The sequence below is a fragment of the Paenibacillus terrisolis genome (genome assembly GCF_056171975.1).
On sequence record NZ_JBKFGG010000016.1, the window covers coordinates 88753 to 110126 of the forward strand.

A 21374-nucleotide genomic window follows, 5' to 3' on the forward strand; every position below is an offset into this window, starting at 1 on the left:
CCACTGCTCTCCTGTCCGCCTTAGAGTGTTTGCATCGAATTGAATTATTCCTTAACGGCACCTACCGTCAGGCCTTGAACAAAGTAACGCTGAAAGAAAGGATACGCGAAAACGATCGGCAGCGTTGCAAGCACAACCATTGCCATCCGCGAAGTATCCTGAGGAATCGATTGCATCGCAGCCAAGCTCAGCGAGCTGTTCTGCGAGTTTTGCTGGATGAACTGGATGCTGGACTCAATCCGCATCAGCATCGACTGCAGCGGCACCAGATTCGGATTGTCGATATACAAAAGCGCGTTAAACCAGTCGTTCCAATAGCCAAGCGTACTGAACAGCCCGATGGTGGCCAGTCCCGGCAGCGACAGCGGCAGCACGATGCGCAGGAAAATAAAGAAATCCCCCGCTCCGTCGATCCGGGCCGATTCGATGATCGCTTCCGGAACGCTCGTGCTGTAGAACGTGCGAAGAATCATGATATAAAAAGCATTCATGGCCAGCGGCAAAATCAAAGCCCAGAGAGTATCCTTAAGGCCCATCAATTGGGAAACGACCATATAAGTCGGAATCATCCCGCCGTTGAACAACATGGTGATGATGGCAAAGACGGAGAAAAATCTGCGGTAACGGAAGCTCTTCCGCGAAATGGCGTAAGCGTACAGCGAGATCAAGATCAAGCTGACGAGTGTGCCGATAACCGTAACCATAATGGTTACCCCGTAAGAACGGAGCAAGGTGTCCCCGCTTTGAAACACGAACTTGTAAGCCGCGAGGCTCCATTTGGCCGGAATCAGCCGGTAGCCGTCGGTGGCCAGCGCTTTCTCATCCGTAAATGAGATGATAACGACGAAGATAAATGGGAACACGCACATAAAGGCAAAGATTCCCGCAATAAGATTCAGAACGAAATTCCATCCACGCGAAACATGGTGAAAATCGCGTTTTTTTCTGATTAGTTCCGCCATACATTGACACTCCTTTCAGCTTTTCTAGAACAAGGCGCTGTCTTTATCGATTTTGCGCACGATGAAGTTGGAAACCATGACGAGGACGAAGCCCACAACCGATTGATAAAGGCCGGCAGCCGTACTCATGCCGATTTCCCCGGTCGTTTTCAGACCGCGATATACGTAAGTGTCGATGACGTTCGTAACGGAATACAGCGTTCCCGAGTCCCTTGGAACCTGATAGAACAAGCCGAAGTCGGCGTAAAAAATCCGGCCAACCGCAAGCAGCGTCATGATGATGATAATCGGAGACAGCAGCGGAAGCGTGATGTTGAAGACCTGCTGCCGTTTGCTGGCTCCGTCGATCATTGCCGCTTCATACAAGGATTTGTCGATGCCCATGATCGAAGCCAGATAAACGACGCTGTTGTAGCCGATGGCCTTCCAGAGATTGACGAAAACCAATATATAAGGCCAGTATTTCGGGTCGGAGTACCACTGAATCTTCTCGACGCCAAACCAGCCCAGCACTTGATTGAACATCCCGCGGTCCATGCTCAGGAAGCTGAAAGCAAAGTACCCGACGATAACCCAGGACAGAAAATACGGCAAAAACATCCCGGTTTGATAGACCTTGGCCAGCGTTTTGCCTACCAGTTCGGACAGCAAAACCGCCATTGCCACGGAAAGCACCAAACCAAGAACGATAAACGCAATGTTGTACAGCAAAGTGTTCCGCGTTATCACGTAAGCGTCGCTTCCGTTGAACAGGAACTTGAAATTGTCCCAACCCACCCATTTGCTCTTGGTTATGCTGGCCCAGAAGCCTTCACGGTTGAACCGGTACTGTTTGAATGCCACCACGGTACCTACAAGGGGCAAGTAGGAAAAGAAGAAAAACCAGATGGCACCAGGCAGCACCATGAAGAGCATGACTTTGTTTTTGATGAGGTTCTTGAGAAATGCAGCCATAGCGTTCCCCTCCCGAATATAGAATGAAAAAGGATCGGGCGCACTTTCACCCGCCCGATCCCCTAATGCGAAATTGTTTATTTATTACTTACCGTTAGCAGCTTTCCAGGCGTCAAGCTGGCTTTGGGCTTCGGCGATGACTTTGTCAAGACCGGCCTCTTTGAACTTTTCGATTGCTTTTGGCAGATACGAATCAGGATCAACCGTACCGGTCATCAGCGAGGACCAGAATTGTTCTTTCACGTTTTGTACGGCAGCCATTTCGGTAGCCACTTTCGTACCGTCGAAGTTGAAGCTCAGGATTGGCGAGTTTTTGCCTTCGGCGTTAAATTTCTTGAATTGATCCCATTTGTCGTCCGGGTCGTTCGGGTTCAGATACAAGAGCATGTTGTTGCCCAAGGAATACGAAGGCATATCATAGTTTTTCGAATCAGGCAGGTTTTCCATGTGAGTATCGTCAATCTTCTTGTAGTGCGTACCTTCGATACCGGAGTCGACCATGTTGCGAAGCACCGGATCGGTATTCAGCAGGTTCAGGAATTCCATCGCTTTTTCAGGGTGTTCGGAGTTCGCGGAGATCGCCATGATCGAACCTTGAACCGAGTTGTTGTTAATGATCGCGTCGCTGGCAGGTACGGATACTACAGGATATCCGTAGGATGCGGACCAAAGGTTGTCGGCGAGCGGTTGAGTTTGCGCTTTATCGGTAAACCAGTTGCCGGAAGTCGTCAAATCGTTGGTCGAACCGGTGGTTGCCGCTTCAGGAGCGATGTAGCCGGCTTGATAGTATTTATGCATCGTTTCCAACGCTTGCTTCATTTCAGGCGTTTCCAGCACGTCTACGATTTTGTAGTCCGTTGTGTCAAGCTTCACGGCCATCGGCAGGTTTTGAACGACATAGTCGTAAGGAACGGTAGGAATGAAGTTTTTGTCCATGCCGAACGGAGTCACGTTAGGTTCGCCTGCTTTGATCGTTTTCAGCATCGGCTCCAAATCCTGCAGGGTGTGTACGGTGGAAATATCGAATTTGTATTTGTCTACGAGATTTTTGTTGAAGCGCCATACTTCCTCAGAAGGAAGCTCTTTGTTGGCAGGAATGCCGTAGTTGTGTCCGTCAACTTTCGAGCCTGCCAGGAACGCAGGGTCAATGGCTTTTTGCAGATCTTGACCGTATTTGTTCAGCAGGTCGTCAAGCTCCATGAATGCGCCTTTTCTGGCGTTTTGCACATAATCAAATCCGCCGGAAGCTGTAAAGATTATATCCATAGGTTCGCCGGAAGCGACATTGACTTGCATTTTTTGAGGGTAGTCGCCCCAGTCGATCATTTTCATCGTAATCGTGGCGTTGATTTTTTCCGTCGTATACTTGCTGACTTCTTCCATAACCTTGTCAACGTCTTTTTGCGGTGTGCCGATCGTGTACCAAATCAGGTTAACCGGCGCTTCCTCTTTAGTTCCTCCGTTATTTGCCGAGGAGTTGTTCGCGCTGTTGCCTCCCGCGTTGTTGTTGCCCCCTCCGCATGCGCTTAAAACGAGCGTTAAGGCCATCAACATCGCGAGTACGAACGAAAAGCTTCTTTTTCCCTTACTCATGTGTGTTCCTCCCTTTTGAAGTGCTTTTCTTCTAATTTACTTCACCTTGCTATGATGCTTACCGCCGGACTTTTTATGTTGCTATTGTTTCCGGCTGGTGTATTAACTACTCTAACCTTACCGGATGAAAGCAGTTTCAAAAAGAAGATAAATTTAATAAATCGAGGTACAAATTAAAGAAAACGTTTTCTGAAAACAAGAAAAGCACCTATAAGGTGCCCATTCGCGGAAAGTTCATTCTCATGTCGTTTACATCAGCTGAGAGCTTTATAATCGGTCGGTGAAATGCCTACATATTTTCTGAACTGCTTGTAAAAATATCCGATCTCCCAGTACCCCACATTGCGGGCGATTTCATGCACTTTAAGATTGGATTTCTTGAGCTGCTGCTTGGCCATTTCGATCCGGTATTTATTGATATATTCCGCAAAGGATTCTCCGGTTTCCTTATGAAACAGCTGCCCCAGGTATACGGGATGGATATGATACTGCTGCCCCAGCGTTTTCAGTGACAACTCCTCGGCATAATGGCCGTGAATATGGCTGAGCACCTGATTTACCACCGGATTTTTGCTGTCCTGCAGCAGCGAGTTCACCGTCTCTTTGGCGACCGTCTGGAGAGCCGCGATCAATTCGTTCATGCTATTGCAGCTTCGAACCCGGCTGAGTCCCTTTTTGAAAATATCCGTTTCATCCGTATGTTTGATTTGCTCAAGCTCCATTTTGAACCTGACAACCAGCTCCAAGGCCGCGTTATGCAGGTCCTCGGGACGGACGCCCTCGATTTTCTGCAGCTGCTCGACATCGCATTGAATGCGCTCCATCAAGCCTTCCTGGTCTCTTGCCAAAATCAGCTTGGCATATTCATCCCACGGGATACCTGCGTTGCGCTCTTCGCTGCCGTCCAGGGACTCCAGCGCCTTGTATTCGATGATCCGGCGGTCCGGATAGATCATGAAATATTCCAGCGCCCGCTTGGCTTCACTGTAGCTGAGGGACGCCTCATCGGGCAGTTGACCCACGCTGCCGATTCCGATCCGGACCGGCTGCCTATGCTCGTCAAGTTCGCGGGAGAGTTCTTCCAGCACCGCGACAAAATCCCGTTTGCCTTCGGCCCAGTTCAGCAGCGATCCGATTACGACCAGATCCCCGTCCACATCGCGGAACGGCGTGATTCTATCCTGTCCCTTCAAGCGCGTAAAAATTCGTTCGAAGCTGTCCTGCTGACTGCCCTCCGGCCGAAGCACGGCCACCACGATAAACGGGCAGTTCATAAACAGCCCCAGCAGCTGCGCACGTTCCGCAAATTCCGCGGCCGCGATATGTCCGGTTACCCAGCGGTAAAGCGTATTGTCCTTCAAGATTTGAACGTCAAACGCGTTGTACAGCTCTTCGGACCTCAAGCTGTCCAGCTTTTCCACCGTATTGCGGAGCGTCGACTCCAGTTCTTCCACATTGATCGGCTTCAGCAGGTAATTTTCGATCCCCAGCTTCATGCCTTCTTTAAGATAATTGAATTCGTTATAGCCGCTCAGGATAATGGCCTTCAGGTCCCTGTGGAGCTTGCGCGCCTCGGAAATCAGGGTCAAGCCGTTCATCACCGGCATCGAGATATCCGTGATCAGCACGTCTACCGGCTTGATAGCCAGCGCTTCCAGCGCCTGCTGCCCGTTTTCGGCCTGCCCGACGATTTCCAACCCTAAAGACGGCCAATCCAAAATATCATATAAACCTTCAATGATAAACGGTTCGTCATCAACGATAAATACTTTATACATCTTCAGCATCCGTTCCTTCCCGATTCGGATAACGTATTAGGATGGTGGTCCCTTCGTCCGGCCGGCTCTCGATTTCAATGCCGTACGGCGCTCCGTACAGAAACCGCAAACGGCTGTGGACGCTGCGGAGGCCGAACATTTTATCCGTTTCCTCCGTTTTGTCCAACTCCTCGCGAATTTCGGCCAGCCTGTCCGGCGGGATTCCCTTCCCGTTATCGCTGACCACAACGATCAGCATTTCCTGTTCTTCCCGCACCTCGATCTCCAGACAATTGTCATACTGGTCGGTCTTGATGCCGTGAACGATGTAATTTTCGATCACCGGCTGCAGCGACAGCTTCATTATCGATTTGCCGTCCAGCTTCGGATCGGATGTGATCGTATAATTAAACTTATCCTTATATCGGATCCGGAACAGCTCGAGATATAAGCGGCAGGCTTCCATCTCATCCCGCAGCGTATATATTTTTTTCGTCTGCACGAGGCTCTTGAACAACACGGACAGACTGTAGATCATCTCTCCCACGTCCTTGGCGCCTTGGGAGATCGCCCTCATCCGGATGACCTCCAGCGTGTTATAGAGGAAATGAGGATTGATCCGCGCCTGCAGGGCTACAAGCTCCGTCTGCTTTTGCTTGATTTCCGCCTTGAATACCCGGTCAATGTACAAATTAAGCTCATCGAGCATGTCGTTGAAGCTTTTTGAAATTTGCCCGAGTTCGTCTTCCCGTACGTCGGTGATCCGGGCGGCTAAATCTCCGTTTCGCACCTTCCGGGTGAAGCGGATGATCCCGTGCGTCCGTTTGGCGAAATTGCTGATGAAGATCGAAGGAATCAAAATGGCGAACAAAATGCAGATCGCGCTGACCGTCAGGATCGTATTTCGCAATCCGCGATAGGTTTTGGCCAAGTCCCGCTGCGGCACCGCGCTGAGCACCGTGAAGCCTCCGCGGCTTTCCGTCAGCTTAGTAAAGGTCATCCCGGCCCCGGCTATCCCGTTATCGTAAACCGAATTCACCTGATCCAAATAGGGGTATCTTCGTCCATAATAAGTATTGGAGGAATCGAACAGGACCATACCATCGCCTGTCAGCACCAGAATCGATCCCTTTAAGTCATCTTTATAATTGGCAAGGCTGTTCCAAATCTTGTCCGTATCGAAATAAACGACCAACTGGCCGATATTTTTCAAGAACTGCCGGTTACTGATCGGAACGCGAACCGAATACATCGGTAAATCCGGCAGCCCGATCGTTTTGCGGATCCAGATGTTGGCCGCGGAAACGTTGGTACCCTCCTGCGAATACATCACGTCCGGCACATAGGAATGCACCGCGTTAGTGGAAATGATTTTAAAATCCATAAAATTGCTATAGGCATAAAGCTGCTGCTGATTGGAGCTGTACAGCATCAGGCTGCGAATATCGGGATCGTCGTCGACCGCGTTTTGAAAATAGGACATCGGGTCGGTCGTAGAGCTGTAGAACCGGTCCAGCCGGTAATTAACGTAGTCCTGATAGGGGTGTTCAAGAAAATAAGACGTAATTCCCGAAAGCTCGCTATCCCGGTATACGTCGCGAATCATTCCCTGCACGGAATCATACTTGGAGCCGATGTAATTGCTGACGCTTTCAATCGCCCGTTTCTGAACGTCCAGCTGTCTCTGCACGGCCGACTCCGACATGAATTTGAACATCAGATAGGAGAACGTGATGATCGTAACGATGGTGATCACCGAGAAGAACAGAATGATCTTCATGAACAGATTGTTTTTGAAATAATTGCGGTAAATCATTCCGATGCCGATCCCCATGCCTGCGCCTCCTTAGTCTAAATGTCATTATAACATGGCAGGAAGGATCATGTTTAAGCGTTCGGGTTCACCCCCGGTTCGCTTGCTCTTTGACAACCGGAATCCAGATTTCCACCAGGTAATCCTCAGCGTCGACATCGCCGCCAAAATATTTTTCGATCGTTGGCAGCTCGGCTTGTTTATAAATGCTCTGCGGCAGGAATTCTCCGTAAATTCTCCCCCACGTGTTTCCCAGCGCCGGGTTCAGCGGGCCTCTGGATTCAAAGACCAGCCATACGGATTCGGGAATCTCCACGATTTTCATATATTCCGCAATGCCCTTCTCCGTCTCGATTCCGACCATATAATCGTTATAGCCATGTTCGTCGTATCCGAAACAAATGCCCAGCGTGCATGGATTCAGGCCGATTTCAAGCAGTCGATCCACGGTTCCGTCCCGTTTGCACTCGTCCCAAAATCCGGGCGTTATATTATGATCCAGAGATGAGGTTACGATCTTTCCGGCGACATAGAAACTTTCTCTCTCGACTAAACGATAATTCATTTCCACTTCCCCCTCAATTTTCAATGTAAAGGACAAGCGAGGACAGGACTTCAGCTTCGCATTGCGCTGCCTGGCCGCCATGGGGGTAATACCGTGGAGCTTCTTGAAAGCGACGCAAAAAGCATCCGGCGATTCGTAGCCGTACTTGACCGCAAGATCGATAATCTTCTCGCCGCCGGATTGCAACTCGAATGCCGCCATAGTCAGCTTTCTTCTCCGAATATAATCGGACAGAGTAATTCCCGTCATCAAAGAGAAGGTTCTTTGAAAAGCACCGGCGGAGCATAAGGCTATCTTCCCGATCGCCTCATAGCTGATCTCCCCGTCCAAATGATCCTCGATATATTCGATGACTTGATTAAGCCGGTCCGTCCAATCCATAGCCTCGTTTCCTTTCGAAATAAATTATAAAGGGTGCCGGAAATGCTGCCCCGTCTTTTATTAAACCAGAAATAACGGAAGCTTGAAGCATTTAGATCCAAAAAAAGAAGAGTGTGCCCCAAAAGTCATCTATGGTGGCTTTTGGAGCACACTCTAAAACTTATCATAACAACAGAGTAGAAAAATCTGCCGGGTCGCTGCCAGATACGGATTGACTTCGAAGATTTGCGTTAGAACAAATTGTCTGCTCTGGTCTGTTCAGTCCCCAAACCCGCATCCCCCTCCGACACTTATAATAGCGGTGTGATATGGCCTTATTCCACTGGGAAGCTCTCATTCTTGATGAATAGCGCCGTTTTATGGCCTTATTTCTTTCAGAAGACCTCCTTTCCCCTTGATTTTGGACGTTTCACCGAAAATAGGGCCCTTTTGTACCGCTATTTTCAGGAAAATGCGGTTTCGAAGTGAAATAAGGCCATTTTATACCGCTATTCGGGAAATCGCCGTTTATTATTGATTCCAACCTGCCTGCGTACAAGCAGAGCATCCTCGATGACGAGCTCACTCCGGCCGACCGGATGCCGGCAAGTCCGGGCCCTCACGCGGACCTCCTCGCCATCATCAAGGGCAATCGAAGCTCACGGTGTTTTCGACCTCGCGATTTGCCGGAATCCAGCCCAGAGATCAGAGGGCTTTTACTTGCCCGGCACTTCCAGCGATTTGCTTAGAAAGCGGCAATGGACACTATAGCAAAAAAGGTGGTGCAGGAACTGTCCCCTGGCACCACCTTTTCTTTTACCTTTGATCCCTTTTCAGTGAAGTGAGCGGTTCATTAAATGAGCCAATTTACTTCTGGGACAGCCTTTTCTTTCCTCAAAAAACGGATCGGTTATAGCTTTCCTTTAGCCGCGGAACTCCTGCAACCCTTCGTTCAGCGCACGAGTCGCCGAATACACTTGCTGATACAACTTGAACAAGCGGGCGTATTTGTCGACGTTCTCGGCAATCGGCTCATAGGTAGCGCCATATCCGATAAACTTGTCGGCGCATTCTTTCAGGCTCGCAAACCAGCCGCTCCCGACGGCAGCCATCATGGCGGCTCCCATCGCCGGGCCTTGCTCGTTGTTCAGCGAAACGACCGGCTTGCCGAAAATATCGGCTTGCATTTGCAGCCAAACCGGATTTTTCGCGCCGCCGCCGATCGAAATCACGCGGTCTACGGAAATGCCTGCCTGCGTGAACAGGTCAAAGGACTCCTGCAGCGAAAAGGTGATGCCTTCCATCACGGCGCGGGCCAAATGCTCGCGGCGATGCGTGCCGGACAAGCCGATGAAGCTGCCGCGGATGATGCTGTCCGCATGCGGAGTCCGTTCGCCCACCAAATAAGGAGTGAACAGCAGCCCTTCCGAACCCGGAGACACGTCGCCTACCGGAGCCAGCAGCTCATTGAAACTAAGCTCTGGCGCCAGTGAATCCTTGAACCAGGTCAGCGAATATCCCGCCGCCAGCGTAACGCCCATGGCGTAAAAGGCCCCCGGATGCGCATGGTTAAAGAAATGCACCTTGCCGGCAAAATCTTTGTTTTTGTCTTCTTCATAAGTCAAAACAACACCGGACGTTCCTACGCTGCACAACGCGTCGCCCTTGCGGACGATACCGGCGCCCACCGCTCCGCAGGCGTTGTCCGCGCCGCCGCCGAACACTTTGGTCGAAGTCGTAAGCCCCGACATCTCGGCAAATTGCGGCAGAATCGTGCCGGTTCCTTCCGTACTGCCCACGATAGGAGGGCAGAATCCGTCCGGCAGTCCGAACGCCTTGGCGATTTCCTCGCTCCATTGTCCTTCGGGCACGTTCAGCAGCAAGGTTCCCGCCGCGTCGGAAATTTCCATATGCACCTGTCCGGTCATCCGGTAGCGCAAGTAGTCTTTCGGCAGAACGAAACGGGCCGCTTTCGTGAACAATTCCGGTTCGTTCTCCTGCACCCACAGGATTTTCGGCAGCGTAAAGCCTTCCAAAGCGGCATTACGCGTAATCTCAAGCAATTTGCCGCCGAGTTTTTGCTCGATTTCGCGGCATTGCTTCGTCGTCCGGGTGTCGTTCCACAAAATGGCCGGGCGAAGCACCTGATTTTGTTCGTCCAGCAGTACCAGTCCGTGCATTTGGCCGGAGAATGATACGCCCTCGATGTCAGCCGCCTGGATACCGCTTTCACGAATCAGCTGCTGCAGACAGGACACCGTTCCTTTTACCCATTCCTCCGGATTTTGTTCGCTGTAACCCGGGCGTTCATGAATAAGCGGATAAGAAGCGGAGGCTTCCCCTTTAATCTCGCCGTCTTGGCTCACCAGCAGCGTTTTTACCGAGCTCGTTCCAAGATCGATCCCAATCACGTATTTCATCCGTTTTTTCTCCCTTCGCATTCGATCGCCCGCGTCCTTCACTTTTATAATAAAAAGGGACGACGAGCGTCCCTTTTTATTTTTACGTATAGGTTAACAAATGAAGAAACACTGGCCGGACCAAAAATTCTTCCCTTTTACTTCGTGTTGAACAGATATTCGTTCAAGCGGGCTTTGACCAGCTCGAGGTGGTTCGATTTGTTAACGATTTTGCTGTTTTCCAGCGCGTAGGCTTCCAGCGTTTTGAAGTTGGCTTTGCCGGATACGATGTCTGCGCCGATACCGGATTTGAAGCTGGAGTAACGTTCGTCAAGCAATTTGTCGAAGAATTTGTCTTCGATCATTTTGCCGGCCACTTTCAGGCCTCTGGCGAAAGTATCCATACCGGCGATGTGAGCGTAGAACAGGTCTTCCGGTTCGAAGGAGCCGCGTCTTACTTTGGAGTCGAAGTTCACGCCGCCGGATCCGAGACCGCCGTTTTCAACGATTTCATACATAGCCAGCGTAGCTGCATACAGATCTGTCGGGAATTCGTCGGTATCCCAGCCGAGCAATACGTCGCCTTGGTTGGCGTCAACCGAACCGAGCATGCCGTTGATGCGCGCTACGCGCAGTTCATGTTCGAAGGTGTGGCCGGCAAGCGTAGCATGGTTCGCTTCAAGGTTGAGTTTGAATTTATCTTGAAGGCCGTATTTTTGCAGGAACGAAATCGTGGTAGCCGCGTCAAAATCATATTGGTGTTTCGTAGGTTCTTTTGGTTTAGGTTCGATCAGGAATTGGCCGGTGAAGCCGATTTCCTTCGCATAATCGATTGCCATGTTGAAGAATCTTGCCAGGTTGTCAAGCTCCAGACCCATATCGGTATTCAGGAGGGATTCATAACCTTCGCGGCCGCCCCAGAACACATAGTTTTCTGCGCCAAGTTCAACAGCCGTTTCCAGGCCTTTTTTCACTTGAGCTGCCGCATAGGCGAATACATCAGCGTTCGAAGTCGTAGCAGCGCCATGAACATAACGCGGATTGGAGAACATGTTGGCGGTGTTCCACAGCAGTTTAACGCCGGTCGCTTTCATGCCTTCTTTGATTTTGGCTACGATAACGTCCAGGTTGGCGTTGGATTCTTTCAAGGTTGCGCCTTCAGGGGAGATATCGGCGTCATGGAAGCAGAAATATGGAGCGCCGAGTTTCTCAACGAATTCGAAGTTAACTTCTACGCGAGCTTTAGCCAGATCGAGACCGGTAACCGTTTCCCAAGGACGGATCATGTTGCCTTGACCAAACGGGTCGCTGCCGTTCATTGTCATGGTATGCCAGTACGCAACGGCAAAACGCAGATGATCCTTCATCGATTTACCGAGTACTACTTCGTTTTCGTTATAATGTTTGAATGCGAGCGGATTTGTAGAACCTGCGCCTTCATACTGGATTTTGCTGATGTTTTTGAAATAACTCACTTTAAGTCCTCCCTACCTGATTTTGGGTTTAGTAAGCCTTTACATCCGACTTTTTAAGATTAGCATGCCTCTCCTTTTGGTGCGGCATGCTTTTCACACATAGATCGTATCACGTTCCACTTTGTTTGTCTAGTAAACTAACAAAGTTATTGATTTTTATGCGGGTACCTGTGTTATGATGCTTGTATAAACTTCAATATATGCGATATACGCAAGCCATCTGGAGGAAGAAAGATGAAAATAACAGGCGATCAGCAGTTGATCAAAAAGATGAACAAGACCATCGTCCTGGATACGATTCGGGGGCGCCAGCCGCTATCCCGGGCTGACATCTCTGCTGCCATCGGCCTGAATAAAGCGACGGTATCTTCGCTGGTTTCCGAACTCATCGACAGCAGACTCGTCACCGAAATCGGTCCCGGAGAATCCAGCGGCGGACGCAAGCCGACGTTGCTGCTCTTTAACCGCAGCGCGGGTTATGCGATCGGAATCGATATTCGCGTCAACGACCTTCTGGCGATTCTTGTGGATTTGGAAGGAACTGTCATCCAAGAGAAAGCGGTGGCGTTAAGCGATTTTTCCCCCGAGAATGTAACGGAACAAATCCGGAAAACGATCCGTCTGCTCAGCAAAAAGGTGCCTGAATCCCCTTACGGCATCATCGGCATCGGCATCGGCGTTCCGGGTCTCGTGGACGAGCACAGCTTCGTCGTCTCCGCCCCCAATCTCGGCTGGGATCATGTAAACCTGCAGGACGCGCTGGTTCCCGAATTCGGAACCAACGTTCATATCGATAACGAAGCAAACGCGGGCGCAATCGGCGAGAAATTATTCGGAGCCGGGCGCGAAGCCGCCAACCTGATATATATCAGCCTTGGGGTCGGCATCGGATCGGGCATCATTGTCGGCGGGGAGTTGTATCGGGGAACCTCCAACTTTTCGGGAGAAGTCGGCCATATGACCGTGGCCAAAGACGGACCGCTTTGCCGCTGCGGCAATCGGGGATGCTGGGAGACGCTTGCTTCCGAAAAAGCCCTGCTCGACCGCGCCGTCAAGTTATGGAAGCATCCGGTCCCGGATCTGAACTATATCCTGGAGCAAGCCAAAGAAGGCAACGCCGAAGCGATTGCCCTCTTAAACGAAACGGGCTCCTATCTGGGAGTGGGTCTAGCCAATCTCGTCAACATCCTGAATCCCGAGCTCATTGTCATCGGGAATCGGCTATCGGTCGCGGGTGACCTGCTGCAAGACTCTATGCTGGAGACCCTGGAAAATCGGAGCCTGTCCTACCATCGGAAAAAGACGCATGTAGCCTTTGCTAATCTCGGCATCCGTTCGACCGCATTAGGCGCGGCTTCCCTGCCGATTACCTCTTTTCTGTCCGATCCCGACGTAAGCGCAGAGAACCCGGAGCATTCATGAATGCCCGGGTTCTCCGCTTTTTTATTCATCCAGTCCGTATACGCGGCGACTTTGCGCAAGCTCAAAAACTTCGCTCTCCGGCAAAGGCCGGCTAACGAAATACCCCTGCACCAGATCGCATTTGGCCCGCTTAACAAGCTGCATTTGCTGCAGCGTTTCTACCCCTTCCACCACAACCTGAAGGCCCATTTTCCGGCCGATCAGCACGATCGCCCGGGCCAGCGACCGGTTGTCCCTCTGATCCGGAACCTGCTCGATAAACGTCTTGTCGACTTTCAGTGTCGTAATTGGCATCTGTTTCAAATATCCCAGAGAAGAATATCCGGTGCCAAAGTCGTCGAGCGCGATTTGAATGCCTTTTGATTTCAAATACTCCAGCTTGGGAATCAGCAACTCGAAGGATTCCATGATGATCGATTCCGTGATTTCCAGTTCCAGCAGTTCAGGCTCCAGACCGGTTATACCGAGGACACGCTTCACCATGTCGATGAAATCCTCTTGGGCCAGCTGAATCATCGAAATATTCACCGATATTTTAAAGCTTCCGCAGCCCTCGTCCTGCAGCCTTTTGGCAAATTTGCACGACTCCGTAAGCACCCATTCCCCGATGGGAATAATCAGCCGGCTGTCCTCGGCGATTTTGATGAAATCAAGCGGCGCCACAAACCCCAGCTCCGGGCTGTTCCAGCGAATCAAAGCCTCGAAGCCGATAATTTGTCCGCTTCTGAGATTGACCTGCGGCTGGTAATATAATAAGAATTCGCGGTTTTGAATCGCTTGGCGGAGATATTTTTCGATGATGACACGCTTGTTCAGCGATTCGATCAAAGACGAGTCAAATACGACGTATTTGCCCTTTCCCGCCACTTTGGCGGCGTGCATCGCCACATCCGCATTTTTCAAAATCTCTTCCCCGCTGTTTCCGTCCTCCGGATAAAAGGAAATGCCTATACTGATCGAAACATACAAATCGCTTTCGGAGATTCGGAACGGCTCTTTGAACCCGTGGATCAGCTTGTCCGCGAGAATGAGCGCTTGCTCTTTTCCATTCACCCGTTTCAAAAGAACAACGAATTCATCCCCGCCCAGTCTATACAGGGTGCCGATAACGCCGACCAGTTCGGCCAATCTCGAGCTGACCTCTTTAAGCAGTTGATCGCCGATCTTATGCCCCAGCGTATCGTTAATATATTTGAAATTATCGGTATCCACGAATAATAATGCAGCATTTCCCTGATGGAGCGTCAGAAGCGATTCCAGCTCCTCCAGCAGTGAGAGCCGGTTCGGCAAATCGCTAAGCGCGTCGAAGTAGGCCAAATGCCGCAGCTTGTTCTCGTACAGCTTCCGTTCCTGAATATCGATACCGGCCACAACGAACAGGTCGGGATTTCCCGTGATGCCGCGAATAACGGTCGTTCTGAAAAGAAACGCTTTGGGTCGATCCCGGTCGGCGCAGGTCAGCAGCATTTCGTGATTGTCGACGAATTTCATCGCGAGCGCGTCGTCCATCAGGGCGGCCAGTTCCGCATACCTCTGCCCCATCCCTCGGATCCTGTCGTACTTCCTCCCGACGGCGTCATCTTCCTTGATTCCCGTCACCCACTCCGCATATTTGTTGAAACGGACGGTTTTTTTGTCGCTTTGCACGGCCCAGATGAACAGGTTCGTATGATCCAGCACTTCTTTGGAAAATTCCCGTTCCCCGTGAATGGCTCTTCTCAGCCGGTTGATATACAGCTTGAGCAGTACATAACTGAGGCCAATCAGAAGAACTACTCCGCATCCGATTAAAATGTACCGGTTTCGAATGCTGCTTTGATAATACTCCGAGTGCTTGAGAAAATACCTCTGATACATCTCTTCATAAAGTCCGGTCCCTTGCAGCGCGTCGATTCGGCGATTGACGTAGCTGACGAGTTCGGGCTTCTTCTTGCTGATCCCATAGGCGACGTCCAGCGGGTACAAATCGCGCAGAACCTTGCGAATATTCCCGGTCATTTCATGCTTAACGATGAGATAATCCACGACGTTCTCATTCTCGAAGAGCAGATCGATCTCTCCCCGTTCAAGGGCGAACAGCCCTTCCTCGACGGTGGGGAAGGATTTGTACGTTGTGACATCCGCCTGCTCCCGCAGAAGCCGTTCGGAATACTGTCCGGCCCCGACGCCAACCTTATAATGATTTAATGTCGAAGGAGTTAATTCCCCGGTAAATCCGGGACTTGCATAAACCCCGATGTATGTACGCATGACCGGCTTGGAGAATAGAACTTCCTTCTTCCGGCTCTCCTGAATCGCCATTAACCCGACAGTGTCGATCTCTCCGCTCTTTAGCCTGTCGTAGGCATCCTCCCAATTGGAGGCTGAGTAGAGGAGTGCGAAATCCTCATCCGGAAAAATGAGGTTCGTCAGTTCCAGATCGAACCCGGTAGGATATCCGTTCTGGATGAATTTGTAGGGGGGATAATCAAGCTCGGTCTGATATTTGACCGCTTTTCGCTCGGCAGATACCGGCAACACAAAACTATTCACAGTAAGCAAGATTGTGACTGCGTACAGCATGATCCTGAGTATCCGCTTCATTTCGAAATCACCCTTTATTGTCGATATTCAGCGTATTTTGTTCCATATTATCATAATTTCAAAGGGACAAATAGGAAATTTTGCCTGGGGTGGCCTATCTACAAAAAAAGCCGAATTCCTTCCCTTTTCTTCGGGTAGAATCGGCGCAAATCAGTCACTTATTTGCTCGGAATGTCGGGCTCCTCGTGAGCATCCAGAAACGGTTTGTTCACAAAATAATACATAAAACCCATCAGAAGTACTCCCCCGACCAGATTCCCAAAGGTAACCGGCACAAGATTATGGATGAGACCGGCAACCGAAATCGAGCCCGGATGATTGAGAACCAAAGCGATGGCGAAGGTGCACATATTGGCGATGCTGTGCTCGTAGCCGGAGATGAAGAAGCAAAACACAAACAGCATCATGGCGAACATTTTCGCCCCGTCTCCCTTCAGCGACATCGGAATAAAAAAGGCCAGGCAAACAAGCCAGTTACAAAGGATAGCCCGGAAAAACAATTGCAGCGCCGAGGTGGTCATTTTATGCTCCACTACGCTCAGCAGGAAGCCGTTCACTGACGCATCGTTAAACAGGCCCGTCAAGAATATAAGCAGTGCAAAGCTGGCCGCCCCCAAAATATTGCCGACGTAGCTGAACACCCACAGCTTGACGACTTCGCTCCAATCCAGCTTCTTGCGCAGCGCGGCGTACGTGTAGTAAAAGGTGTTGCCGGTGAAAAGATCTCCCCCGCCGTAGGCTATTAGAATGATTGCGGCGCCGAAGGTGATCGCGGCCATCGGATAAGTGAGAGGCGAGTGCTCCAGATAAAAATAATTCCCCGTCTTAAAGGCGACGATGACCCCAAATCCGATGAACATGCTCGCAAGCATGGCTCTGGCGATGTAGCGCAGAAGGCTTTGCCGATAAATTTTATGCTTTTTCAACGCCAGCTCTTCAACTTTCAAAAGCGATTCGATTTCCATAGGGCCTCCCGTTAAATTTCCTCATTTTCCATATATCTTGTCCTGTGCCGGGGAACGCCATGCTCCATTTTTGCGATCGCTTATTTACAATCCGGCGATAAATGTGCATAATAAAATCAGAATAACTTGATAATGATTATCATTATTGATAACTCGTTTAATCAGAAATCCTTAGTTGAGGAGACGACGTCCCATGAGAATATCGGCACGCTCACGAAAAATATCGCTTGGAATCGATGATTATCTCGATCTGCTTAATCTTGCCGCCTATTTGGGCGACGAAAAGTGGCAGAAAGAAATCATCCGCAAGCTGGAAGTTTTGCAGGCGAATTTGTCGGACATTCGCAGTTAAAATCAGGTGTGTATCCCGATTTTAACCGATGTTATGATATTTGTCACAACTTTTACACATTGTATCCGGTAATGCCGCCACTATATGCGAAGAGGGTGTCCCGAAAAGTCATCTACGATGGCTTTGGGGCACCCTCTAAAATTTATCATAACCACACAACAGAGAAACCCTGCCAAATCGCTGCCGGGTAACGGATCGACTTCGTGAATTCCCTCCGACACTTAAAATTGCGGTATTTTATAGCCTTATTTCCACGGGAAGGCCTCATTCTGAATGAATAGCGCCGTTTTATGGCCCTATTTCTGCAGAAGAATTCTTTTTTCCTCGGTTTTGGACATTTTACCGAAAATAAGACCATTTTGCATCGCTATTTTTAGGAAAATACGGTCTCGGAGCGAAATAAGGCCATTTAAGACCGCTATTCGAGAAATCGCTGTTTGCCCGGCGAAGTACAGGCAATTTATCGAAGCCGGATCCGTATGAGCAGCCGGCGCAGTCGAGCCCGAACTAGTCCATCCTCGGGTGGCGAGCCCACTCCGGCTGATCGAACCGCCGGCAAAGCCGGCCCGCACGGGAAGCTGTGCGCTGCATCAAGTGAAAACTCCATCCGTTCGTTATCATTTGGATCATGGCAAATCGGAGCTTCCCATCAAATAACGGTCAACTTCACGCGCAGCTTGACGGCCTTCGTGAATTGCCCAAACGACAAGGCTTTGCCCGCGCCGCATGTCGCCGGCGGCGAATACGCCTTCGACGTTCGTTTTGAAGCAGCCTAGCTCCGCCTTGGCGTTGGTGCGCTCATCCTGCTCCACGCCAAGCTGGTTCAGCATCCCGTTCTCCGGCCCGGTGAACCCCAAAGCCAGCAATACCAAATCCGCCGGAATGACCCGTTCACTGCCGGCAACCTCTACCGGAACGACACGGCCCTGCTCATTTTTCTTCCATTCCACCTGAACCGTATGCAGCTCGGTTATCCGGCCTTCGGCATTTCCGGCGATGCGTTTCGTGGAGGTCAAATACTGCCGCGGATCCTGGCCATACAGCTTCGCCGCTTCCACTTGACCGTAATCGGTCTTGAGCACCTTCGGATATTCCGGCCATGGATTTTCAGGCTGACGGGTCAACGGAGGCTTCGGCATGATTTCCAGTTGCGTCACGCTGCGGCAGCCTTGCCGGATAGCCGTGGCGACGCAGTCCGTTCCGGTATCCCCGCCGCCGATGACCACAACATCCTTGTCTTTGGCCGACAGGAAACGGCCATCCTCCAGTCCGGAATCGAGCAGACTCTTGGTATTCCGGGACAGGAACTCCATGGCTTGATGAATTCCGGCAAGCTCCCGGCCTTCAACGTTAAGGTCGCGGGCTTTCGTCGCCCCGCCGCAGAGCACGATGGCATCGAACTCGGTTTTGAGTTCTTCCGCGGAGATATCTTTGCCGACCTCCGTTCCGGTAATGAACGTGATTCCTTCGGCCGCCAGAAGATCAACGCGGCGCTGCACCGTCCCTTTATCCAGCTTCATGTTGGGAATGCCGTACATCAGAAGCCCGCCGATCCGGTCAGCCCTTTCGTACACTGTTACTTTATGGCCGGCTTTGTTGAGCTGGTCGGCGCAGGCCAGTCCGGCAGGGCCGGACCCGACAACGGCGATTTTTTTGCCGGTACGGGCCGTAGGAATTTTCGGGGCGATTAAGCCATCGGCAAACCCTCTGTCGATGATCGCTTTCTCGATGCTTTTGATGGTTACGGGAGCTCCGGATTTGCCGACGGTACACGCGCCCTCACATGGGGCCGGACAGACGCGTCCGGTGAATTCCGGAAAATTATTGGTTTTATGCAGCCGTTTCAGAGCCTCTCCCCAGATCCCCCGGTATACCAGATCGTTCCATTCCGGGATCAGATTGTGGAGCGGACATCCCGAAGCCATCCCCGACAGAAGCCTTCCGACATGACAGAAGGGCGTTCCGCAATCCATACAGCGTGCGCCTTGCGTTCTTAACTTGTCTTCCTCTAGCGGAACCGCAAATTCCCCCCAGGAATTGATCCGATCCAGCGGCTGAATCTCCGCGGGAACCTCGCGCTTGTATTCCAAAAAACCGGTTGCTTTCCCCATTTCCATCCCCCTGTTCTTATATCACTTATGCCGGTCGGCTCAAGGCCTGACCAGCCTGCACACATAAGGTTGCGCTATCGCATTATCACTATAAAGCAATAAACCGCACGGCTGTGACCGGTCACTAAATATATACATGTTACCACCTGAAGCCCGGTCTCCAGAATGAAGAAGATCACTAAAAGAAATCGATTGATTTCCCCAATAGGCCGATTGTATGATGGACTTATGCAGTGTCAACAACGGTGACGTTCTCCCGTATGACGAACATCGTCAGAATAGAACACTTATATGGTTCATTTCGAGGAGGCCATAGGTATGGACGATCAGGAAATCAAGTATTCCCGCTTCGAATCGATTATCGATTTCTCTGCACTGCTGCAATCCATTGACACCATGAGCGTAGGTCTTGCTATTACAGATCCTCATTTGCCGGACAATCCGCTGGTCTACGTAAATCAAGGGTTTGAGAGAATTACCGGTTATTCTCCCGAGGATGTCCTGATGCGGAACTGGCGGCTTCTTTTGGGAGAGGATACGGACCAGGAAAGGCGCGAGATCATCCGTCTGGCCATCAAGGAGAAACGTGCCGCTACCGTAACGTTCAAAAATTACAAAAAAGACGGGGAACCATTTTGGAACCAATTCATCCTTATTCCAATCATGGATTCCGACGAAGTAGTAATGTATTACATAGGCCTTTTGTTTGACGTATCCAAAGAAATGGAAGAGCGTTCCATCTCGTCGGAGCAAATCAGCCAGTTTGTGATCTTCGATCCCATTACGGGTTTGCTGAACATGAACCGGTTCAAAGAGCTGATGCATACGAAGCTAGCCACGGCTCAGGCCGAAAAAAGCGCCGCCGCCGTGCTTCGGGTAAACCTCAACCGGTTTCGCTACATAAATGAAAGTTATGGGGAAAGCACCGGCAATGAGCTGCTTCGGGGAGTTGCCGAGCGGCTGACCGTTTCTTTTCCCAAAGGAACCCCGATCTGCCGCAGCTTTGCCGATGAGTTCATCGTGCTGATCTCCGACATTTCCGATCCCTTGCAAATACATAAAATGGCTTTAGAATTAAACGATTCTTTAAAGAAACCTTATATGCTCTCCGGAGAAGAAATCAGCATCGGATTTGGTCTGGGCATCAGCATTTTCCCCGATGACGGCCAGGATGTGACACTGCTGCTGAAGCATGCCGAACTCGCCATGAAGGAAGCCAAATCGGAAGCGCTGAACGGCCCGCACTATTTCGACTATTACTTAATGGATAAGCTGATCGAACGAGTCACCATCGAGAAAAAACTGCCCCGCGCTTTGTCCGAAGGGCAATTTGAACTGCACTATCAGCCCAAGTTCGATTCCGCCGCTATGACTCTGACCGGATTTGAAGCTTTGATCCGCTGGAACGATCCCGAGCAAGGACGAATTCCGCCGGGCAACTTCATTCCCATCGCCGAGGACTCCGGCTTCATCGTACCGCTGGGGGAATGGGTGCTTTGGGAGGCCTGCCGGACCAATAAGAAATGGCAGGACGCCGGATATCCCAAGCTGCCGATTTCCGTAAACGTGTCGGCGATCCAGTTCAGGCATCCGAATTTCGTCCGTACGGTGGAGAGCGTGTTGGAGCAAACCGGGCTGGAACCCCAGTATCTTGAACTCGAGGTTACCGAAACCCTGCTGAACAATCCCGTGCTGATCAAGGAAACGCTGAATTCGCTAATGGAACGGGGAATTTCCCTTTCCGTTGATGATTTCGGAACGGGTTACTCCTCGATCAATTATTTGAAGTCGCTGCCGCTGCAGGTATTGAAAATCGACAGAACTTTTATTCAGGAGACGCCTTTCTCCGAGCGGGACAGCTCATTGCTGCTCTCGATCATTCAGCTTGGCAAATCCTTGGGAATGACGGTTCTGGCCGAAGGCGTGGAGACGAAAGAGCAATTTGTTTTCCTTCAGGAAAACGGCTGCGATCAGATCCAAGGGTTCTATTTCAGCCGTCCGTTAAGCGAGTCGGCCATGGAAGAGATGCTGATTACGAACCAGGGTTAACCCTGCCGCGCACA

At 50.8% G+C, this 21374-nt stretch carries 14 protein-coding genes; 3 read left to right on the forward strand and 11 right to left on the reverse strand.

What is annotated here, in order from left to right:
* Positions 1-44 precede the first annotated feature (44 nt).
* The 8 genes from ACI48K_RS15055 to xylA form a co-directional block, all read right to left on the reverse strand.
* A complete protein-coding gene (locus tag ACI48K_RS15055) occupies positions 45-962 on the reverse strand; it encodes a carbohydrate ABC transporter permease (RefSeq protein ID WP_475028430.1) in 918 nt (305 codons plus the stop codon).
* A gap of 24 nt (positions 963-986) precedes the next feature.
* Positions 987-1916, reverse strand: a complete 930-nt coding sequence (locus tag ACI48K_RS15060) for an ABC transporter permease (protein ID WP_475028431.1) — start codon at positions 1914-1916, stop codon at positions 987-989.
* An 84-nt stretch (positions 1917-2000) separates the two neighbouring features.
* The gene (locus ACI48K_RS15065) at positions 2001-3509 is read right to left on the reverse strand and encodes an ABC transporter substrate-binding protein (protein ID WP_475028432.1); all 1509 of its coding nucleotides are present in this window, start codon (positions 3507-3509) and stop codon (positions 2001-2003) included.
* 254 nt (positions 3510-3763) lie between these two features.
* Entirely contained in the window at positions 3764-5287 is a 1524-nt protein-coding gene (locus tag ACI48K_RS15070; RefSeq protein WP_475028528.1) for a response regulator, read from the reverse strand.
* Positions 5280-7100 carry a sensor histidine kinase gene (locus tag ACI48K_RS15075; protein ID WP_475028433.1) on the reverse strand — a complete coding sequence of 607 codons (1821 nt, stop codon included), beginning with the start codon at positions 7098-7100 and terminating at the stop codon, positions 5280-5282. Before ACI48K_RS15075 ends, ACI48K_RS15070 begins: the two co-directional genes overlap by 8 nt.
* Positions 7101-7167: 67 nt before the next feature.
* Complete coding sequence (locus ACI48K_RS15080) at positions 7168-8025, reverse strand: AraC family transcriptional regulator (RefSeq protein ID WP_475028434.1); 858 nt, start codon at positions 8023-8025, stop codon at positions 7168-7170.
* A gap of 902 nt (positions 8026-8927) precedes the next feature.
* Positions 8928-10424, reverse strand: coding sequence for a xylulokinase (gene xylB / locus ACI48K_RS15085; RefSeq protein ID WP_475028435.1), 1497 nt, complete (start codon positions 10422-10424; stop codon positions 8928-8930).
* A 137-nt stretch (positions 10425-10561) separates the two neighbouring features.
* Positions 10562-11878 carry a xylose isomerase gene (gene xylA / locus ACI48K_RS15090; protein ID WP_475028436.1) on the reverse strand — a complete coding sequence of 439 codons (1317 nt, stop codon included), beginning with the start codon at positions 11876-11878 and terminating at the stop codon, positions 10562-10564.
* Between the two features lie 234 nt (positions 11879-12112).
* On the opposite strand from xylA, the gene ACI48K_RS15095 reads away from it, so the two are divergent.
* Positions 12113-13300 (forward strand): ROK family protein, encoded by a 1188-nt coding sequence (locus ACI48K_RS15095; protein ID WP_475028437.1) that lies wholly within the window; start codon positions 12113-12115, stop codon positions 13298-13300.
* 21 nt (positions 13301-13321) lie between these two features.
* Here the strand turns inward: ACI48K_RS15095 and ACI48K_RS15100 are convergent, their stop codons facing one another.
* Together ACI48K_RS15100 and ACI48K_RS15105 are read right to left on the reverse strand one after the other, a co-directional pair.
* Positions 13322-15883 carry an EAL domain-containing protein gene (locus ACI48K_RS15100; RefSeq protein ID WP_475028438.1) on the reverse strand — a complete coding sequence of 854 codons (2562 nt, stop codon included), beginning with the start codon at positions 15881-15883 and terminating at the stop codon, positions 13322-13324.
* Positions 15884-16041: 158 nt separating this feature from the next.
* Complete coding sequence (locus tag ACI48K_RS15105) at positions 16042-16848, reverse strand: formate/nitrite transporter family protein (protein ID WP_475028439.1); 807 nt, start codon at positions 16846-16848, stop codon at positions 16042-16044.
* 193 nt (positions 16849-17041) lie between these two features.
* Here ACI48K_RS15105 and ACI48K_RS15110 point away from each other — a divergent pair, with 193 nt between their 5' ends.
* Positions 17042-17200, forward strand: coding sequence for a hypothetical protein (locus ACI48K_RS15110; protein WP_475028440.1), 159 nt, complete (start codon positions 17042-17044; stop codon positions 17198-17200).
* 626 nt (positions 17201-17826) lie between these two features.
* Here ACI48K_RS15110 and ACI48K_RS15115 read toward each other — a convergent pair.
* Positions 17827-19311, reverse strand: coding sequence for a glutamate synthase subunit beta (locus ACI48K_RS15115; RefSeq protein WP_475028441.1), 1485 nt, complete (start codon positions 19309-19311; stop codon positions 17827-17829).
* Positions 19312-19629: 318 nt separating this feature from the next.
* On the opposite strand from ACI48K_RS15115, the gene ACI48K_RS15120 reads away from it, so the two are divergent.
* Positions 19630-21360 carry a putative bifunctional diguanylate cyclase/phosphodiesterase gene (locus ACI48K_RS15120; protein WP_475028442.1) on the forward strand — a complete coding sequence of 577 codons (1731 nt, stop codon included), beginning with the start codon at positions 19630-19632 and terminating at the stop codon, positions 21358-21360.
* Positions 21361-21374 lie beyond the last annotated feature (14 nt).